The sequence below is a fragment of the Serratia sp. JSRIV004 genome, from assembly GCF_019968705.1.
GTDB lineage: Bacteria > Pseudomonadota > Gammaproteobacteria > Enterobacterales > Enterobacteriaceae > Chania > Chania fonticola_B.
Map to the genome: position 1 here is coordinate 2,692,412 of NZ_CP074140.1, position 16,371 is coordinate 2,708,782.

General features: G+C 47.4%; 23 protein-coding genes. 13 read left to right on the forward strand and 10 right to left on the reverse strand.

Annotation, left to right across the window (positions count from 1 at the left end; translation table 11 throughout):
- The first annotated feature begins 89 nt into the window (after nucleotides 1-89).
- Nucleotides 90-989 (forward strand): HNH endonuclease, encoded by a 900-nt coding sequence (locus KGP21_RS12860; RefSeq protein WP_223538393.1) that lies wholly within the window; start codon nucleotides 90-92, stop codon nucleotides 987-989.
- A gap of 472 nt (nucleotides 990-1,461) precedes the next feature.
- Here KGP21_RS12860 and KGP21_RS12865 read toward each other — a convergent pair whose 3' ends face one another.
- From KGP21_RS12865 to KGP21_RS12900, 8 genes are all read right to left on the reverse strand, one after another.
- Nucleotides 1,462-2,199 (reverse strand): hypothetical protein, encoded by a 738-nt coding sequence (locus tag KGP21_RS12865; protein ID WP_223538394.1) that lies wholly within the window; start codon nucleotides 2,197-2,199, stop codon nucleotides 1,462-1,464.
- Between the two features lies 1 nt (nucleotide 2,200).
- Nucleotides 2,201-3,583, reverse strand: a complete 1,383-nt coding sequence (locus KGP21_RS12870; RefSeq protein WP_223538395.1) for a DUF3696 domain-containing protein — start codon at nucleotides 3,581-3,583, stop codon at nucleotides 2,201-2,203.
- 392 nt (nucleotides 3,584-3,975) lie between these two features.
- On the reverse strand, nucleotides 3,976-5,103 hold the full coding sequence (locus tag KGP21_RS12875; RefSeq protein ID WP_223538396.1) for a site-specific integrase: 1,128 nt from the start codon (nucleotides 5,101-5,103) through the stop codon (nucleotides 3,976-3,978).
- Nucleotides 5,084-5,329, reverse strand: a complete 246-nt coding sequence (locus KGP21_RS12880; protein ID WP_223538397.1) for an excisionase — start codon at nucleotides 5,327-5,329, stop codon at nucleotides 5,084-5,086. The genes KGP21_RS12875 and KGP21_RS12880 overlap by 20 nt, the downstream gene beginning before the upstream one ends.
- Before the next feature lie 43 nt (nucleotides 5,330-5,372).
- Nucleotides 5,373-5,708, reverse strand: a complete 336-nt coding sequence (locus tag KGP21_RS12885) for a hypothetical protein (protein ID WP_223538398.1) — start codon at nucleotides 5,706-5,708, stop codon at nucleotides 5,373-5,375.
- Nucleotides 5,701-6,324, reverse strand: coding sequence for a 3'-5' exonuclease (locus tag KGP21_RS12890; protein ID WP_223538399.1), 624 nt, complete (start codon nucleotides 6,322-6,324; stop codon nucleotides 5,701-5,703). The genes KGP21_RS12885 and KGP21_RS12890 overlap by 8 nt, the downstream gene beginning before the upstream one ends.
- A 266-nt stretch (nucleotides 6,325-6,590) precedes the next feature.
- Nucleotides 6,591-6,821 (reverse strand): hypothetical protein, encoded by a 231-nt coding sequence (locus KGP21_RS12895; RefSeq protein ID WP_121606627.1) that lies wholly within the window; start codon nucleotides 6,819-6,821, stop codon nucleotides 6,591-6,593.
- A gap of 328 nt (nucleotides 6,822-7,149) precedes the next feature.
- Nucleotides 7,150-7,794: a LexA family transcriptional regulator gene (locus KGP21_RS12900; RefSeq protein WP_179247989.1), complete on the reverse strand. Its 645-nt coding sequence runs from the start codon at nucleotides 7,792-7,794 to the stop codon at nucleotides 7,150-7,152.
- 101 nt (nucleotides 7,795-7,895) lie between these two features.
- On the opposite strand from KGP21_RS12900, the gene KGP21_RS12905 reads away from it, so the two are divergent.
- The 11 genes from KGP21_RS12905 to KGP21_RS12955 all read left to right on the forward strand — a co-directional run bounded on the left by KGP21_RS12905 (nucleotide 7,896) and on the right by KGP21_RS12955 (nucleotide 13,425).
- On the forward strand, nucleotides 7,896-8,105 hold the full coding sequence (locus tag KGP21_RS12905; RefSeq protein WP_179244685.1) for a Cro/CI family transcriptional regulator: 210 nt from the start codon (nucleotides 7,896-7,898) through the stop codon (nucleotides 8,103-8,105).
- Between the two features lie 27 nt (nucleotides 8,106-8,132).
- The gene (locus KGP21_RS12910) at nucleotides 8,133-8,666 is read left to right on the forward strand and encodes a YmfL family putative regulatory protein (RefSeq protein WP_021805917.1); all 534 of its coding nucleotides are present in this window, start codon (nucleotides 8,133-8,135) and stop codon (nucleotides 8,664-8,666) included.
- Nucleotides 8,667-8,855: 189 nt separating this feature from the next.
- Complete coding sequence (locus KGP21_RS12915) at nucleotides 8,856-9,101, forward strand: hypothetical protein (protein ID WP_202728176.1); 246 nt, start codon at nucleotides 8,856-8,858, stop codon at nucleotides 9,099-9,101.
- Nucleotides 9,073-9,261: a DUF4222 domain-containing protein gene (locus tag KGP21_RS12920; protein WP_094981935.1), complete on the forward strand. Its 189-nt coding sequence runs from the start codon at nucleotides 9,073-9,075 to the stop codon at nucleotides 9,259-9,261. Before KGP21_RS12915 ends, KGP21_RS12920 begins: the two co-directional genes overlap by 29 nt.
- Nucleotides 9,251-10,195, forward strand: a complete 945-nt coding sequence (locus tag KGP21_RS12925) for a helix-turn-helix domain-containing protein (protein ID WP_223538400.1) — start codon at nucleotides 9,251-9,253, stop codon at nucleotides 10,193-10,195. Before KGP21_RS12920 ends, KGP21_RS12925 begins: the two co-directional genes overlap by 11 nt.
- Nucleotides 10,192-10,914, forward strand: coding sequence for a replication protein P (locus KGP21_RS12930; RefSeq protein WP_223538401.1), 723 nt, complete (start codon nucleotides 10,192-10,194; stop codon nucleotides 10,912-10,914). The genes KGP21_RS12925 and KGP21_RS12930 overlap by 4 nt, the downstream gene beginning before the upstream one ends.
- Nucleotides 10,911-11,255, forward strand: coding sequence for a hypothetical protein (locus KGP21_RS12935; RefSeq protein ID WP_223538402.1), 345 nt, complete (start codon nucleotides 10,911-10,913; stop codon nucleotides 11,253-11,255). The genes KGP21_RS12930 and KGP21_RS12935 overlap by 4 nt, the downstream gene beginning before the upstream one ends.
- Nucleotides 11,252-11,476: a hypothetical protein gene (locus KGP21_RS12940; protein ID WP_223538403.1), complete on the forward strand. Its 225-nt coding sequence runs from the start codon at nucleotides 11,252-11,254 to the stop codon at nucleotides 11,474-11,476. Before KGP21_RS12935 ends, KGP21_RS12940 begins: the two co-directional genes overlap by 4 nt.
- Nucleotides 11,461-12,030: an MT-A70 family methyltransferase gene (locus KGP21_RS12945; RefSeq protein WP_223538404.1), complete on the forward strand. Its 570-nt coding sequence runs from the start codon at nucleotides 11,461-11,463 to the stop codon at nucleotides 12,028-12,030. The genes KGP21_RS12940 and KGP21_RS12945 overlap by 16 nt, the downstream gene beginning before the upstream one ends.
- The gene (locus KGP21_RS12950; protein ID WP_223538405.1) at nucleotides 12,027-13,013 is read left to right on the forward strand and encodes a DUF968 domain-containing protein; all 987 of its coding nucleotides are present in this window, start codon (nucleotides 12,027-12,029) and stop codon (nucleotides 13,011-13,013) included. Before KGP21_RS12945 ends, KGP21_RS12950 begins: the two co-directional genes overlap by 4 nt.
- A gap of 52 nt (nucleotides 13,014-13,065) precedes the next feature.
- On the forward strand, nucleotides 13,066-13,425 hold the full coding sequence (locus KGP21_RS12955) for an antiterminator Q family protein (protein WP_223538406.1): 360 nt from the start codon (nucleotides 13,066-13,068) through the stop codon (nucleotides 13,423-13,425).
- 77 nt (nucleotides 13,426-13,502) lie between these two features.
- Here the strand turns inward: KGP21_RS12955 and KGP21_RS12960 are convergent, their stop codons facing one another.
- Nucleotides 13,503-13,640, reverse strand: coding sequence for a hypothetical protein (locus KGP21_RS12960; protein WP_223538407.1), 138 nt, complete (start codon nucleotides 13,638-13,640; stop codon nucleotides 13,503-13,505).
- 10 nt (nucleotides 13,641-13,650) lie between these two features.
- Entirely contained in the window at nucleotides 13,651-14,934 is a 1,284-nt protein-coding gene (locus tag KGP21_RS12965; protein ID WP_223538408.1) for a hypothetical protein, read from the reverse strand.
- A gap of 312 nt (nucleotides 14,935-15,246) precedes the next feature.
- Here KGP21_RS12965 and KGP21_RS12970 point away from each other — a divergent pair, with 312 nt between their 5' ends.
- Nucleotides 15,247-16,275 (forward strand): site-specific DNA-methyltransferase, encoded by a 1,029-nt coding sequence (locus tag KGP21_RS12970; RefSeq protein ID WP_223538409.1) that lies wholly within the window; start codon nucleotides 15,247-15,249, stop codon nucleotides 16,273-16,275.
- Nucleotides 16,276-16,371 lie beyond the last annotated feature (96 nt).

The following is a 16,371-nucleotide window of genomic DNA, read 5'->3' on the forward strand; positions in this document are numbered from 1 at the left end:
GCAGAGTCTAAATTTTGCTGTAAAACTGCCGATAAACTACCTATAAATGCACTTTTCGTCATGAGAAAAGAATCCTACAAGAGGTATGAATGAGCTTTTTCTGGGTGAACATTGGTAGTAGCTATAAAGAAGTTAAAGAGCAGAATTTCCTCTGGGCTCCACAATATGGCATGAACAAGAATGGGCAAAAGTTCAGCAATGCTTCGTGGGAGGCAGTAAAGGGCGTAAAAGCCGGAGACGTCATCTTTTGTAATAAGGATAGGGAGATAGTCTATGTGGCTACCGCCACGGCCGACGCAGAACCTGCACCACGCCCCCTTAGTCGTTCCTTTGATAAATGGGAACGTGAGGGCACTCGAGTAGACGTAGAGTTGACCGTTTTGGAGCACCCGATCGATGTTTCGCAGTTTAGCGAGATATTTATGAGTTCATATAATGAGTCAAGTCGTCCATCAGTCTTTGCCGAGAATGGTTCGTGCACACAAACGTATATGTGTGAGATTCCCGAAGTCGCGGCAAAAATGATAGCAAGCTTCATTAGTGAAAATGTCTCAATAGACTTCAATAAAGAGACTGCTAAGGTAAAAGAAGCAACCGGAAGCACCAAAGAAACCATCATTCAGGCTCGTGTTGGTCACGGTCCCTACCGAGATAAATTATTTAAGAAGTGGGGCGGAAAATGCGCGGTCACAGGCATTGCGCTTGAGTCAATGCTAACCGCGTCCCATATTGTTTCGTGGTCTATCTCAAATGACAAAGAGAAAGTTGACCCTTACAACGGATTCCCCCTCATTCCTAACCTGGACAGGTTGTTCGATCGGGGCATGATCAGTTTTGATGATAATGGGCACTTATTGCACAAGACAGAATTTGCAGGTCTGCTTCGTGATTTGAAAATCCCCTTGGACTCAAAAATTGATGGGCTGTTTGAGGAGAATAAAAAATACTTAACACGGCATCGCGTGACCTTTGGGTTTGAGAAAGAGTAAAAGTTTGAGGGGGAACCCTCAAGTGTTATACCTCGGATCTGACACGGCTAGGGCACTAAACCAACCCCAATCTGACAGGGCTGCTCTGTGCAAAAAAATGGACATTATTTACACCGCCGAAATAAACTAAAAATACTTATACAAAGGTTAGTTAACTTAGTAAACAGGTTCACCCATATTTGTTACCAATACACAAAGCACTTTCACTTGTACTCAATTGAAAAGTTAGAAAAATTAGCGTAATTCCCTACCTTGTTTTTCAGTATTAGAAATCGGCACTTGGAAGTCTAAATTATATTGTATTGACAATGCCATATCACATGCGATTCGTTTTCAATCCTACTCATGGAAAATTCCATATCAGTTATGGATATAATAGATATGGATTTCCCATGAGTAGCATTATTGATAGAGCTAAAACCGATAACCACGTCCATAGGACGTGGTATTTAGTTAGAAAGAATTTAGACAATCAATCATTGTCTAAAACTTTCCCTTCAGGTGATACGTTTGTATAATTATCTCTTCCACCACCTGGGTTTTGTACATCCCAATGATTTTTGTGTAATAAGTCCCATATCCATTCGCGACGAGCTGAATCTATATAACCGTGACTCGGAGCATTACCTTTACGAGGTATAATGCTGCGCCTCCATGCCTCAGGTGGTACAAAAGGAAATTCGCCTTGACAAGGAAGATTAGATGGATAAATTTTGTACCACGTAAATTTAGCAAATTTTATCTGCTCAGGACTATCTATTGTAATAAACTCGTTAAAATTAGCACACCATGGAGTTGGGATGAAAATTGCTTCTTCATTAGCATTATTCGGTAACGTATGCGTTGCAATTGCATCAAGAAAATCGTCAAATATTTTATTAATATGCGCTGGAAGTTCATCACAACGAGTCAAGCCTTCACCATCTAATATAGGATGTTTAAGGATTTCTGCTCTACTAAGGAGAGGTTTTAAAAGACTATACCAATCATTAATCCATTTTTTCCAAATCGGATCATTCATTAATCGCCATGGATGAGTGTTCTCAAATTCAGTCATAAGGGTTTGAGATACACATACAGTTAATTCGTTATTAAACGCGTTTTCCAAGAAGTTAACTAAAGGTTCAATGAAATACTTTTCGATTACTTCAGGAGTAATATTTTCCTTGATATCGATTATATGATGTGGGCAGAAAGTGACTTTGGCCATTTTATTTTTCCCACGGAGCTTTTAAAGAATCATTTTTTGAGATTCGCGCTTTTATTATTGCATCTGCTATTTTAGTCGACTCATCAAGAAAACCATCAGGGTATTCTGGGAACATACCATTTTCATCAATATGGAATTGTCTTATTGTCGCTCCTTGCGGTTGTTTCTCGGACGAACTTTCAATGAATGCTATATTAATCTTGTTTTTTAAGTCTACCTTTTCAATTACTCTAAGGCGTAGTCTGCTAATCATTTCAGCGCTATGGGTTTCAACGATAATACGTCTTCCATCTGCAATAAAGGCTAAAAATAAGTCAGCCAAATTTGCCGCGCTTGAGGGGTGCAAGTGAATTTCTGGTTGTTCTAATAAAATCAGGTCACCAGGATTGCTCAATAAACACATTAATATGATAGGAATTACTTGAGAATAACCAAATCCAACGTCAGAAATTGTTACGTCGGCATTGCTATCCTTGTTTTTTAAATTAATCTTATATATTAAATCACCTATTCTTGATGGTGTTACTTCTTGACTTAACCCCATCATTTCAATGCAAAGGTTTAAAGCCTCTTTCAACTTATACTCTTTACCTTTAAACTTTACGGATTCATTTTGTCGCGCCCACAATACATGGGCCGCATTCTCCCCTGATGGGAGTAATTCATATGCTACCTCAGTGAAATGGACATATGCTCTTTTTGGTAACGCTCTTAATGGTCCAAGGTATTTTATATTGCGTATATCTTCAATTAATGTGTCGGTTAATTGCATTTCACTACTGAAGAAAAGTTCCACTGGAAATGACATTTTATTTATACGAGGCTTCTCATTACTTGATTTTTCCACTAAATTAAATGAAAAAACCTCCGGATAAAAAGAAGATAAAATAGTCTCCGTGCCACCTATTTCAATTCGATCATTTTTAAATAAAGAAGATAAATATACAGGAGAGTCTTTCTTTTTTAATTTGTAATTAAGAAAGTTTACTTTTCTATTATTTCCGACTTCATTATGCACTTCGACTTTATACTCACTAACAATTGGCAAGTAGTGGTCTAATTTCTTTTTATTGCCAAATGAAAGATTAATTCGACCTTTTTTTGAGTAGTTTGAGACTACAAACTCATATCCAATGCTGGCTCTATTCACACTTGGCATTGAAAATGAAACTTCTTTTAAGTTGGAATAAGTTAGGTATTCTCCCTCTAATTCCAATTGACCCCCATCTCTTTTGATTAAAGTTTGCTTCAACAATAAAAGACTCTGAAGTATAGAAGATTTACCGCAGTTATTTTTTCCCGCAATAACTGTGAGATCATTTATTTTAAATGAATCTAATTTTTTAAAGGATTTAAAATTTTTTAAAGTAAGTTCTTGTATCATAAAACACTCCGTAAATAAAAATCTTTAACTATCAAACCAACTCAACTCACAAGGAATCTAACTAAAATCGCAAAATTGGTTTTTTACGATGATTTTAATTAGCTTGACACCTAAAAAACATCATTCCGCGGTCACTAAGAAGATACTAAACGTTATTCAAATATTTTCAATGTTTTTTAATTATTTACAAGTCCATCACTGATTCATCATATGTAAACAAGATATGCGAATGGACTCAAGTTTACCAGATATCTTAGAGCCATGTTAGTGAATCTAGGGGGGGGTAAGGATAGTAAGTGTAACGTCTGTTCTTCGCTTAAAGCCGATTGTTGATAAGATACCGTTCTCTCCGTGGGAACTGTCAGCTCAGGTCTGAGCTAATACACCTAAAGCTAGCAGCTGACTTTGATCCAATCCTTGCCCCTATCATCATGATAGCGGTCCGTCTGAGATTGTGTTTTGTGTCCCAGGAGTATCTGTGTGTTTACGCCCTGGGACTTATACAGCCTCTCGGCGAGCGAACGCTGTTCATGAAATGTTGCTGGTGTACCGTTTCCCCAATCAATATCAGTTTTATCTCTGGCCTTGCGAAAGTTGGTTGTCATCGTATTACCGGAAACTTTGGCGCCACGCTGGGCCATTGATGTCGAACGGAAGTAATGTACTAGATACGGACTTACAGCATAATCTCGGCAGCGCGAGATAACCTCACGCAAGGATATGTTCAAAGCATCGCATCGAAGAGAAAGCGGTATTGCTAACTTGGAACCTGTTTTTTCTTGTGAAACATGCAAGTGATCATCCCAGACATCACTGAATTTCATCTCTGAGATATCACCCAGGCGCTGCCCTGTGACTATGGCTAAGAGCATCGCATTGCCCATGTATTGATGCTGTTTATCAGCAATATCGAAGATTTTCTGCCACTCTTCTAAGTTCAAGCGCTGGCGTGTAATTTTCCTCCGCGGCTGCTTAGTGGCCTCTGCAGGGTTATAACCCGGTGGGACCTCTCCTGCATGTTGAGCCTCTTTGAACACATCGATCAAAACAGAACGCACAACCTGAGCCATACGGGCCTGCCCAATAGCTTTGTACTCGTCAAGGATTGCCGCGATATCGCGAGCATCAACAGCAGGTAAGGGTTTCATGCCAAGACTGTGGCGCATCAACGCCACGGGTTTATGTTTCTGCTTAAAAGTGTTTGGCCGAATATCTTGCGTGGCTAAGCGTTCCTCTTGAATCTTCCAATAGCGATCGAGCCAGGTACTGACAGTAATTTCCTTACCCTTAATCCGAGCCAACCGATCGCTTAGAGCCAAGATCTGCCGGCTACGCTGCTCCGCCAGTCGGCTGTTCGCTTCGATCGCAATTTCACGGGCTTCCTGTTCATTATCACCAAGGGCGTGATACTTTCCCGTTACTGGATGTCGATACCGCCAATACACCTTGTTGACCTTGCGGCTAAATAGCGGGTATAGGTTAGGGATATCAACATTATTCTTACGTGGACGGGCTGCCATCGCTCAAGATCCTCAGTAACTTTGGATTGTCAGTGTGCTTAATGATTGGGGAAGTGAGCGGGCCAACCAGCTCCGCATCTTCACGTACACGCCATAACTTGCCTTCTTTACGTGCTGGTGGGGCGAAGTGGCCTTCCTTTGCACAACGTCGTAAAGTATTCAGTGAGGGCGGTTTACTGCGGTATCGCTCCGCTGCCCATTCTTCAAGGGTTAACATCTGTAGCATAGGTTTTCTCCACACATAGCCCGCCGCATACGGGTGTGACACGTCACATTAATTTAAGATCATGCCAGCCGAGGTTTACCCAGCATGCCGCCTCGGTATCGAGACAGCACTTACCGACCGGCAGCCGTTCGCCGCACCGTTGGCACTTCTTACCATTCAGCTCCGTGAGCCTTTCTTTCAGTTCCGCATGGTCTTTACGGATCAGCATGGAAACGTACTCATTGAAATCATACGGTTTCCGGCCAGGACGGCGGATCACGCAAGCCTCTTCGACCATTTTGTTTTCTTGCGCATCCAGGCGCAATTCCCGAAGCACATCACCAGCGGCCCGTTGCCGGGCGCGCTGTTCTGCTTTACGTTCAGCAGATGGTTTAGCCACAATTAGCTACCTGTTGAGAATTCACCTGGTAGGCGATAGCCATCTGCTCTGCATCATTCATGGCATCATGCAGGGAGTGGTGTTTAACCATGGCAAAGCATGGCTGGTGGGTTTTGGGCAGGTAGCCTTTGGTACCTTTCACCATGGCATCGATATACGTACGAACATCGCGCTTACCGGCAAAATGCCAAGGGCAGGTTAGGCCGCAGGTACGGTAAGCATTTTCGAGGATCGAACCATCAAAATCGGTGCCGCGGAAGAATATGCGCGCGTCCGGGTGCTTTTGGATCCACGCGGTAAGGTTAACCAGCGCCTGGCTCAGTGGTTCACGTTGGCCTGCAAGCGCTTCATGCGCTTCCTCTTCCTGCTTTTGCCACCATTGCTGCGTTTGAGCGCTAACTGTCCGGCCTTGCATCAACTGGCCGAAGGTATCAACCAACCCATAAAAAGCGGCGGGGGAGTAGTTCGCTAGCTCTGGATTGCGGGCTATCTCAAGGATCGATGATTGAACGCCTTTTACATCCCGAATATTGAAAGCGAATCCACCGATAGAAAGGATCACTGCCGATGGCTTTACATCCATTGTTTCTGTATCAATCGTGATTGTGTTGAACATCGCTAATTACCCCACACTGATTTTCGGCAAAGCGAAGCCCCGCCAGAATTGGCAACTTTTCGCTGAGGGAAAATCGGGTTTAAAGATGGGAGGGCGCCCGCATAGCGCAGATCCTCCCGGTTAATTACTCACACATCAGGTGGCGCACCGTTCCGGTGGTTCTTAGACTATCCAGGTTTAAGGGACCGGACAGTACGCCACCTGATATGTAATTTCGTCGGATATCCGCGCTCGCTTTCGCTACGGTGCCGCCGACACGGCGCATGCTATTTCAGTGGTGACACTCGGCGCGAAACGTCGTAATCACCATATGGTGTATCACCCAGATCATCAGAGCCTTTAGCCCCCGCAAACTCATCAACCCGGATGATGCTGTAAGCGGCCCGAGTGAAATGGCGTGGAACACGTTCTATAAACGTACCGTGGTATTTTTCACCTAAAGCATAATGTGGCTGAATCAGTACCCGCATACCGGGCTTAAGTGCTGTAGGTTTCATCGTTAAGATCCCCCTTATCCGGCGATACGTATCACTGCTACAATCAGCGCGCCCCAAATGACAGACCCCGCCAAAACGCTAAACACCACTGCTCTACATCCGTTTTTGCTCATACTCTGCTTTCCTTACCGAGTACCACTACTGAGCGAATCATCCCGTTCTTCATACGCCTCGGGCGGCTACTTCGTGGGCGTCCTGCTTGTTCGCTGATGATGGCTTAAATCTAAAATAACTTAGCTATATCGTCAAGCTAAAAAACTAAATAAACTTAGATTTTAGTTCATAAACCTGCGGACACAGGTTTTAAGGAAGGATTGAAAAGGGGTTTTTAGCGGCGCAATAAACGTCGATGCTCAACAAGAACACCTATTATTTCAATGCGTTCTGTAAGCGAGCTTTTGGTGGGATAATCAGGATTTAGTGGGACTAATTCAAAGACGTCCTGGCCATCTTGGGTAACGCCACGCGAACGATATTTTTTGAAAGTTGCCTCATGCTCTCCATTTTTTGCTACGACGTAATCGCCTGGGAGAGGGTTTATGTCTGGATCAATAATAATCAAATCGCCCTCTTTAAAGTCAGGCTCCATTGATTTCCCTTTGATTTTTAATGCAAAAGCCCCTTTGGATAGGGTTTGCTCTGTTAGCAGATAGTCTACGTTCCCCTCCAAGCTTCTCGCGTCACTTTCAGCCGTCCAAACACCAGCTTGCACATAGCTAATTAAAGGAACTCTTGTTGAGCCGAGAGTGGCCGGCGCTACATTGGAAACATCATCTTTCCCATAAAGTAGATATTCCTCTGTTACACCGAAATACCTGGCTAGCCCTGTAAGAGACTTACCGCCCGGCTCATTAAGATCACGCTCCCAGTACCCCACTGTAACGTCACTAACTTTCAGCGCCTTTGCTACCTGAGCCTGGGTAAGTTTCTTGGCCTTCCTAAGCCCTTTTAGTCTCTGTCCGAGTGTTTCCAAAGCATCACCCTCAATCAAATAAAGCTAAGTTATCTTAGTTTTTATTGACCAAAATTAAATTAGGAAATAGTATCTAAGTATTCTTAGAAAAGGAGGGTGTTATGACCACTAAAGAGCTGGAGGACTACTTTGGCAATCCAAACAAAGCTGCTGCATTTTTCGGCATTTCTCCAGAGGCGTTTTATCAATGGAGAAAAAGGCCTGGAATGCTAATCCCGAAAGGGCGCGCAGCTGAGGCATTTGCGCGAACGGGGGGAAGGCTTGTGTTTAACCCACTGCTTTACAAAAAGTCTACCGCCCCAGCGGCTTAACCAAAACCACAGAAGGGGGGAAACCTTGTGGACAACAGAGACTTTCCAACCCAGGACGATATCAGCGAAGCCATACACAAGCTGATCACCCTGACGCCTGGCAAATACAGCGCCATGGCCAAGCAGTTGGATCCGCTAACTGGTACCGAAAACGCGCTGCGTAATCGGGTACGCCAGATCGCTGGTCAGGTAGTACCGCTTGGCATGGCTGCCGAGATGGAATCGATCTCGGGCCGGACTGATATCACAGAGGCAATGTGTCGTCGTGCTGGTGGCGTGTTCGTGAAGCTGCCGGAAGTCGGTCAGGTGGATAACGAAGAGCTACTGATCAAGTTCAACGAGTTGATGGCGGCGCTGGGGCAGTTTGCCCAGGCACATAATGAATTCACATCCGATGGGGTGCTGGATAAAAGCGAGAGTAAGCGGCTTAAGGCCAAAGGGTACCGAGTGCAATCACTGGTGGCAGAAATCTATGCCGTGACAGTGATGATGTTTGGAGAGGGTGACGCCCAGGATATGCGGTCCCGGGCGTCGGTCGCATCAATTAAACGTGTGGAGTAATTAACGCATGAGCAGTGTACGAAATTTAGCGGGTATTCCGCAACTTCGTTGCCGAGCTGTTACCGGTGGGCGGTCAGCTACAGCGTTTCGGTATGAGCTGAATGTACAGGGCCGGCGGTTGGCTATCAACCACAGCTTTGCGGCATGGGTTGTGGGTAACGGGGAGTTCCTGACTAAAAGAGCCCGCCCATGAACCCGATCGAATTCATCCGTAAAAACATAGTGACGCAGCTCGTTGGCGAGGGCTTTCCCGAAGATGTCGCCAGGGGGGGGGCAGAAGAGGGCGTGGATCTCTACCGCCGCATGTCACAAGCCAGCCGCAAAGGGCGTTGTTTCGACGACTGCCTTGCGCAGGCGCGCCAGCATTGCCGCTTTCAAACCCCGAAAAAGCCCAAAGGAGGATCGAATGGAAAACGAGGTAATCGTGCCGTTTGAAATGCTCTGTCGTGACAGTCACGGCGTGGTAGTTCGCGTGACTGGGGTTGATCAACTGAACCACCGAGTAATTTTCCGGCGTCCAGGCTATGAGCATGATTGTGCCTGCCCGCGCCGCGACTTCGGTAGAAAATTCAAGAAGGTGCAGGATGAGCATTAAGTTGATGTCGATGGTCTGGGAGCTACAGAGCCTGACTCAGCCCAGAAAAATGCTGCTTCTGTCGATCGCTGATCATGCAAGTGATGAGGGGTTGGCCTGGCCTGCCGTAAAAACGCTGATGCGCAAGTGTAGCCTCCGTTCTGATAGCGGTACCCGCAGAGCTATTAACGAACTGGTTGAGCTGGGTTGGCTGACGAAAATCGAGCGCCCAAGCAAAGAACGTAAGGGCAAGCACCAGCAAGACACGAACATGTACCAGTTGAATCTTGCGAAGCTTTACGCGGAGGGAAATATTCAGCCTGCACAGTATGCAGGCTCAAAGAAACCCGTTCAGCCTGTACGTGGTGAAGGCTCACTGCATGACGGCTCACAAGGTGAGGGCTCACACGGTGACCCTGCACAGAACAGCCAAAAAACGCCGAGTGAGCCTGTACCCGGTACAGCCGATCCATCAGTTAAAACAGATCCTCCATTAAACCCTTCTTGTCCGGTTGCCGAGCAACCCGACGAACCAGAGGCGGATACTTTCCTAGCTCTTCACCCAGAGGCCGCAGTATTCAGTGCCAAGAAACGCCAGTGGGGCAGTGTTGAAGACCTGCGCTGCGCCGAGTGGATTTGGGGCCGCATCATCCGGATGTACGAACAGGCCGCCGAGAGCGATGGCGAGATTTCCCGCCCTAAAGAACCTAGCTGGGCGTCATGGGCAAACGAGATCCGCCTGATGTGCACCATCGACAGCCGCACTCATCGCCAGATCTGCGAGCTCTACGGCCTGGTTAATCGGGATGCCTTCTGGTGCAAGAACGTCCTCAGCCCGTCGAAACTGCGTGAAAAATGGGACGAGCTGACCCTCAAACTCAGAGCCAATCCTCAAAGCGGCGCAGTGACTGGCGGCCATTGGAACAGCGCCGAAGCTTGGGAGAACACCCTATGAATAAACTTATGGCAGTTGTTCAAAACCGCGATGGTGGCGCACTGGCCAGCATGATGCCAAAAGAGCCACAACGCCGTGTGGTGAACGATCAGGCTGAAAAGCTGGTTGATGCGTTGTTCACCAACTTGATGCAGATATTCCCTGCTGCCCGACAGACCGCACTCAGCACACCGGAAGATGTTGCCGCGGCCAAGCGCCAATGGATCCTGGCGTTCGCCGAGAACGGGATCACTTCACTGGAGCAGGTCAAGGCCGGTATGCGTATGGCGCGACAGCAGGCTACAGACTTCTGGCCAAGCTGTGGCAAGTTCATCGGTTGGTGCAGGGAAGGGGCCGCGGCTGTTGCCGGGTTGCCGTCGATTGACGATGTGATAGCAGAGTTTGACCGATACAGCGCCCAGCATGATCTCCATGAGTCAGCCGAGGCTTTCCCCTGGTCGCATGCTGTCATGTACTGGATCGTGCTTGATGTACGCAATGCCATGCACCGCTACAACCACACCGAGGCCGAAACCCGTAAAGCGGCACAAACCCAACTCAATCTGTGGGCCAAGAAACTGGCAGCAGGTGAACCCATTCCCACGCCCGTTATCCAGATCGCCAATAAACAGCGCCCGCTAGCTCCAGCACAGTTACTGGACACCAACGGCGACTATCAGCGCATTGGCTCAGAGATGCTGGCACGCATCCGGGCGAAAACCGGGAGGACATCATCATGAAAAAATTAACGATCCCTGTGGACGTATTCGAGAGCGACCGTATCAACACCGGCATTCGTGGCCTGGTTCGCGCTGGCATGCTCAAAGACAACCCAGACAGCCAACAGACCAGGGTAATGCTTGCCGCGGCTGGTGCAACGTGGCGCACTCTGCGTGATTTGGAGCTACTGGTTTTGCAGATGTACGGCGTGGCAGATACCCAGTCAGCAATTAGCGCCCGGCTGCGCGAATTCAGCAAGCCTCGTAATGGCCTGATCAAAGAGCGCCAGATGGCAAGGGCCGAGTCCGGGAAGATGGTTTATTTCTACCGCCTGGTAGCCGTAGAGCAGGAGGCCGCATGACGTTCATCACAGGAACGAGGGAGATCCTGCATCACCTCCGTCGCTGGTACCTACTGCGCGAAGCCGCTCGCACTTGGCAGGATCGCGGAGAGTTTCGGGCCTACGCCATAAAGCGCGGCTGGCTGACCGCATGGCAGCGCCAGAACTTTGGCCGGGATTACTACGGCGTTAAGCGCTTGGCACGTCGAGCCATGAAGGGGGCCAAGTGGAATACAGTCTGATTTATGCGGATCCACCGTGGACCTATAACGACAAGTGCGCCGATGGCAAACGTGGGGCTGGTTTCAAATACTCAACGATGAAGGTAGCCGACATTTGCCGTTTACCTGTTTGGGATTTGGCCGCTGATTCTTGTTTGCTGGCCATGTGGTGGGTGCCGACTCAACCGATCGAGGCACTTAAAGTTGTAGAAGCCTGGGGCTTCCGATTAATGACCATGAAGGGCTTCACCTGGCACAAGACGAACCGCAACAAGGGCAATAGCGCGATCGGTATGGGCCATATGACCCGCGCCAATAGCGAAGATTGTCTGTTTGCCGTCAAGGGTAAGCTGCCGCCGCGCTTGGATGCATCGATTTGTCAGCATGTAACGGCACCACGAATGGATCACAGCGCAAAGCCTGAGGTGTTCCGCGAGAAGTTGGTGCAGCTGTTGGGGGATGTTCCACGCATTGAGCTGTTCGCCCGTAAGCAGGCGGCTGGCTGGCATACCTGGGGCAACCAGTGTGATCAGTCGGTGATTATGGTACCTGGTAAGGTTGAGGTGACCGCGTGAGAGCACTCCTTAAACCAATCATCCAGCCCGAGCTCGGGCTGGTTTTCCTCAAGCCAGGCAAGGCGCTGCTGCCTATGTTCGGCGGGCGTGTTTTGATATCGACCGAACCGCACGAATTCAGTCAGCTGCCATCCGGTGCGCTGCCTGCTGCCGATCAACTGATAGCGAACGACCCACGCTTCCAGCCGTTCTATCAGCAAGACAGAGTGATCCGGGCCGCTGGTGGTATTAACGCCTTGGAATACTGGGTATCTCAGAAATCAGCCTGCCAGGTCGATGGTGAGCATTCGCGGCATATGGTAACCCTCCGCTATGGCAATAGCGCCTTATGTCTCTGTCAGAGCCACGACAACCTCTATACCGGGCAAACACTACCAAAGCTGGATGTAATAGCCGACACAAACCGAGCTGCCTGGATTGTCGATCGGGTGCGCGGTCACTTCCTGCTACCGGAAGGCCACCAGCTAACCCTGCCTGAGTTGTGCTGGTGGGCCGTACTCCATGACTTGGCCGATCTTCTGCCCGAGGATGTATCAGCCGCCTCCTTGCGTGTGAAGCCCCACACGGTACCAGCAGGTACCAAAAAGGAAGCCGATATCACTCATACGCCAGCGGCGCAGGAGGTTGTGGCGGCAAAGGCCAGCAAGGCAATCAAGGTGTTGAAGATAGACCCAGAGCCACCGCAGTCCTTCATGAAGATACCGAAGCGCCACCGATGGGTTAACGCGAAGTATTTGCAGTGGGTTAAGTCGCAGCCATGCGTCTGCTGTGGGGCCAGAGCTGACGATCCTCATCACATTATTGGTCATGGCCAAGGCGGGATGGGAACCAAGGCTCATGACCTTCTCACTATTCCGCTATGCCGCCAGCATCATGATGATTTACATCGTGACATGTCACGGTGGGAAGTGGAGCACGGAAGCCAGGTGGATCTGTGGTACGAGTTTTTTGATTTGTCCGTTGCGCTGGGCGCAATTTCTTAACGTGGAGTAATTGGTGAGTTGGCATGCGGGCCAGACACCTGGAGAATTTAACATGAGAGATATGTATGAGGTTTTATCCCGCTGGGGTGTGTGGGCTCGTGATAATAAAGGTATTGGCTATTCCAGCATAGCGGCTGGGTTTAAAGGGCTTTTGCCGCCACAATCCAGCGGGAAGCAGGCATGCAGCGACAATGACGGTCTGATAATTGATGGTTGCATTGCCAAGTTGTTTAAGTTTGAGCCAGAGGAACATGAGCTGGTTATGAGGCATCACTATTGTGGCCAGTCTATACGTTCTATCGCTCGGGGATGGAAGTGTTCGGATGGAACTGTGCGGAAGAAGATGCAGGCGGCAGAGGGCTTTATCGGTGGTTGCCTGGCCATGCTAGACGTAAGACTAGACATGGAGTAAAAAATACCCTATGAGAGAGATCGCTCATAGGGTAGATCATACACACCATTAGAGTCCGCAGTTGCAGAGTTTAATGGTTATGATGGAATCATGTTTTTTTTCAGCAGCTTATGAAGAATTGTTTCCTCTTTAAGATTTTGCTCTTTTATTTTTTTTGTAAAAAAATCATTAACATTCTTAGGCTTAGACTCTTGATATGATTGCTTCATTGTCATTATGGACCTCCTAACTCCTCGCAAAGTAGTGGTGGTTAAATTCTTTGTCGAAGTAATGCTTTCTTTTCACCCAAATAAATCCGTCAGCCTTTGATATCACAGCTACATCAATTGGTCCACCTACAGTTTCACTATCATCGGAAACTTTACGTTTAAACGCAGTTAAGTTGACCAAAGATTCAGCCATATAGGCAAGGTCTTGTTTCGGTAAGAACTTGATCATGTTAACTACTTTACTTATATAGTTTTCATGCACAAATCGCTCTATACGTGCATCACAATCGGAGACAGTGTTTTCTACAATCTCAACAATAGCAGATCTTAGAGCATCCAGATGCTCAGTAGACACTTTTTCAGTGATTACGCTATCAATTCCTTCAAGGAGGTTAACTATTGACCCTTGATATTCGCCATGAAGCATTTGGATTAGATTTTGGCTACAACCTTGCATAAATGCTGTTACTTCATCATCTTGAGCGAAAGGAGTTACTCCTCCCTCTCCGTTGCCTGAGCATTTTTCTTGATTGATATACTTACGTATTTTTCCGTTATAAAAACCGCAAACATCGTAGGACAACACTTTAGGATAGTAGTCTTCGTTGCCGTAACCGGCAATCACAATGCCAGAAATGTTTCCAACGTCACTTCTTTTGCAAATCATGGCGGCGAAAACGTTCGTAAGAACGGATATTAGTCCTGAAGGGATCTCTTCTATAGGTGTATCAGCAAATTTTTCGATTATGATTCGTAGCGAGACATCCTCACAGAAACGAGTAGCATCATCTACGTCATCACCTGAGAAATCGTCAAGAAAATCAGTGTCTGATAAGCTTTCTAGTAGAGAGTTACAGTAATCTTCTAGATCTGCGAAAAAGGTCTGTATTGAGAACGAATTCCAGTACTGAGGGTTTTTTGTTAATGAAAATTTTTCAACTAAGTTATTGAATACACCTTCAGATAGATATTGATATAGATGACCAGAGCGCATCCCATCTGTAACGAGATTTTGTGATTTCTCTAAAAACTCGAAAAAATCTTTGGAGTATTCCTCCAGCTTATCGAAACAGGTTTCACCTAGTTGTTTTCTGTATGCTTTAATCACTAATTCCCAAGGTGCCGAGCACAGGTCACCACTCCCATATACCATTAAACCAACAGGGTGATGTTTTGTTAAAGCAAAGAGCTTCTCCGCACCGTTATAAATTTTTTGAGTTCCTCCTCCTGAAATTGTAACCGCGGAATCTGCAGCAAGAGCAACCGCAGATTTATTGAAAACGGCGATTTCTGCAGTCATTTCTTACTTCCTTGAAATTGAAATTATATTCATTCTAACTAATCTCGTTAGCTGCTGGATTTTTATATTATATTAATGCTAACGCGTACGCAAAAGCTGTTGTAATGTGATAAGAGTGGTTACGCAGTTAGTAGCTTATCCAATCAAAGAAACCTCGCTCTGACGGGGTTTTGTCGTTTCTGGAGTTTGTGAAATGGGCGGCAGCTAGGTGTTATCAGCACTCTAACCGCCAGTTGCTCATGCTTTTAGGTCACAAGCGAACCTTTGCCCATGCTGCTTAACAGCGGTATGAGCTTATCAAAGAGGGCGCTCATGATCTCAGGTACCAGTCTTGTCAACGCTGACACAATCGAATACATCAAAACCCTGCCTGATAACTGCATCGACCTGATCGCTACTGACCCACCGTATTACCGGGTAAAGAGCTGTGATTGGGATAACCAATGGAAGACCGAGGCAGACTATCTAGCCTGGCTGGATGCGCTGCTGGCTGAGTTTTGGCGGGTACTCAAGCCAAACGGCAGCATGTATATTTTCTGCGGTAGCCGGTTGGCTTCCGATACTGAACTGTTGGTACGCCAGCGGTTCGACGTGTTGAGCCATATCGTATGGGCCAAGCCCTCCGGGCCGTGGAGACGCCAGAACAAAGAGAGTCTGCGGGCATTCTTCCCGGCAACAGAGCGGATCATCTTTGCAGGGCATTACGCCGGACCATACCAGCCAAAAGATACCGGTCACGCTGCCAAGTGCTCCGAGTTGAAACAAAACGTCTTCAAGCCGCTGATCGACTATTTCAGATCGGCGCGACAGGCGCTTAACGTATCAGCAAAAGAGATCAACGCCGCCACCGGCCGCCAAATGGCCAGCCACTGGTTTAGTGAAAGCCAATGGCAACTGCCCAGCGAAGATCAGTATCTGGCGTTACAGCACCTTTTCCGGCGTAAGGCAGTCGAACGGCACCAAGCTGCTGGACTTGAAAAGCCGCATCATGCTCTTGTTCGTGAATATGCCACACTGAACCAGGAATATAAGGAGCTTTGCCGGGAGTACAAGCAGTTGCGGCGGCCTTTCTCCGTATCGGTAGATGTACCGTATACCGATGTCTGGACGTTCCCGCCGGTGCAGTATTACCCAGGCAAACACCCTTGCGAAAAGCCAGCAGCCATGATGGCGCATATTATCAGCGCCAGCAGTCGCCCCGGGGATGTAGTGGCAGATTTCTTTATGGGATCTGGTTCCACCATCAAAGAGGCGATAAAGCTGGGCCGTATTGGCCTGGGCGTGGAGCTTGAGAAGGAACGATTTGATCAAACCTTCAGGGAGATAAACCCGGAGGGATAAACGAGCCTCGGCATAGTCCGTGGTTTCACACATAAGGGCTGCGCTATTGCGTGGCTTTTTCTTTTACTGGGGCACAGGTGAAGAAAATGGGCATCA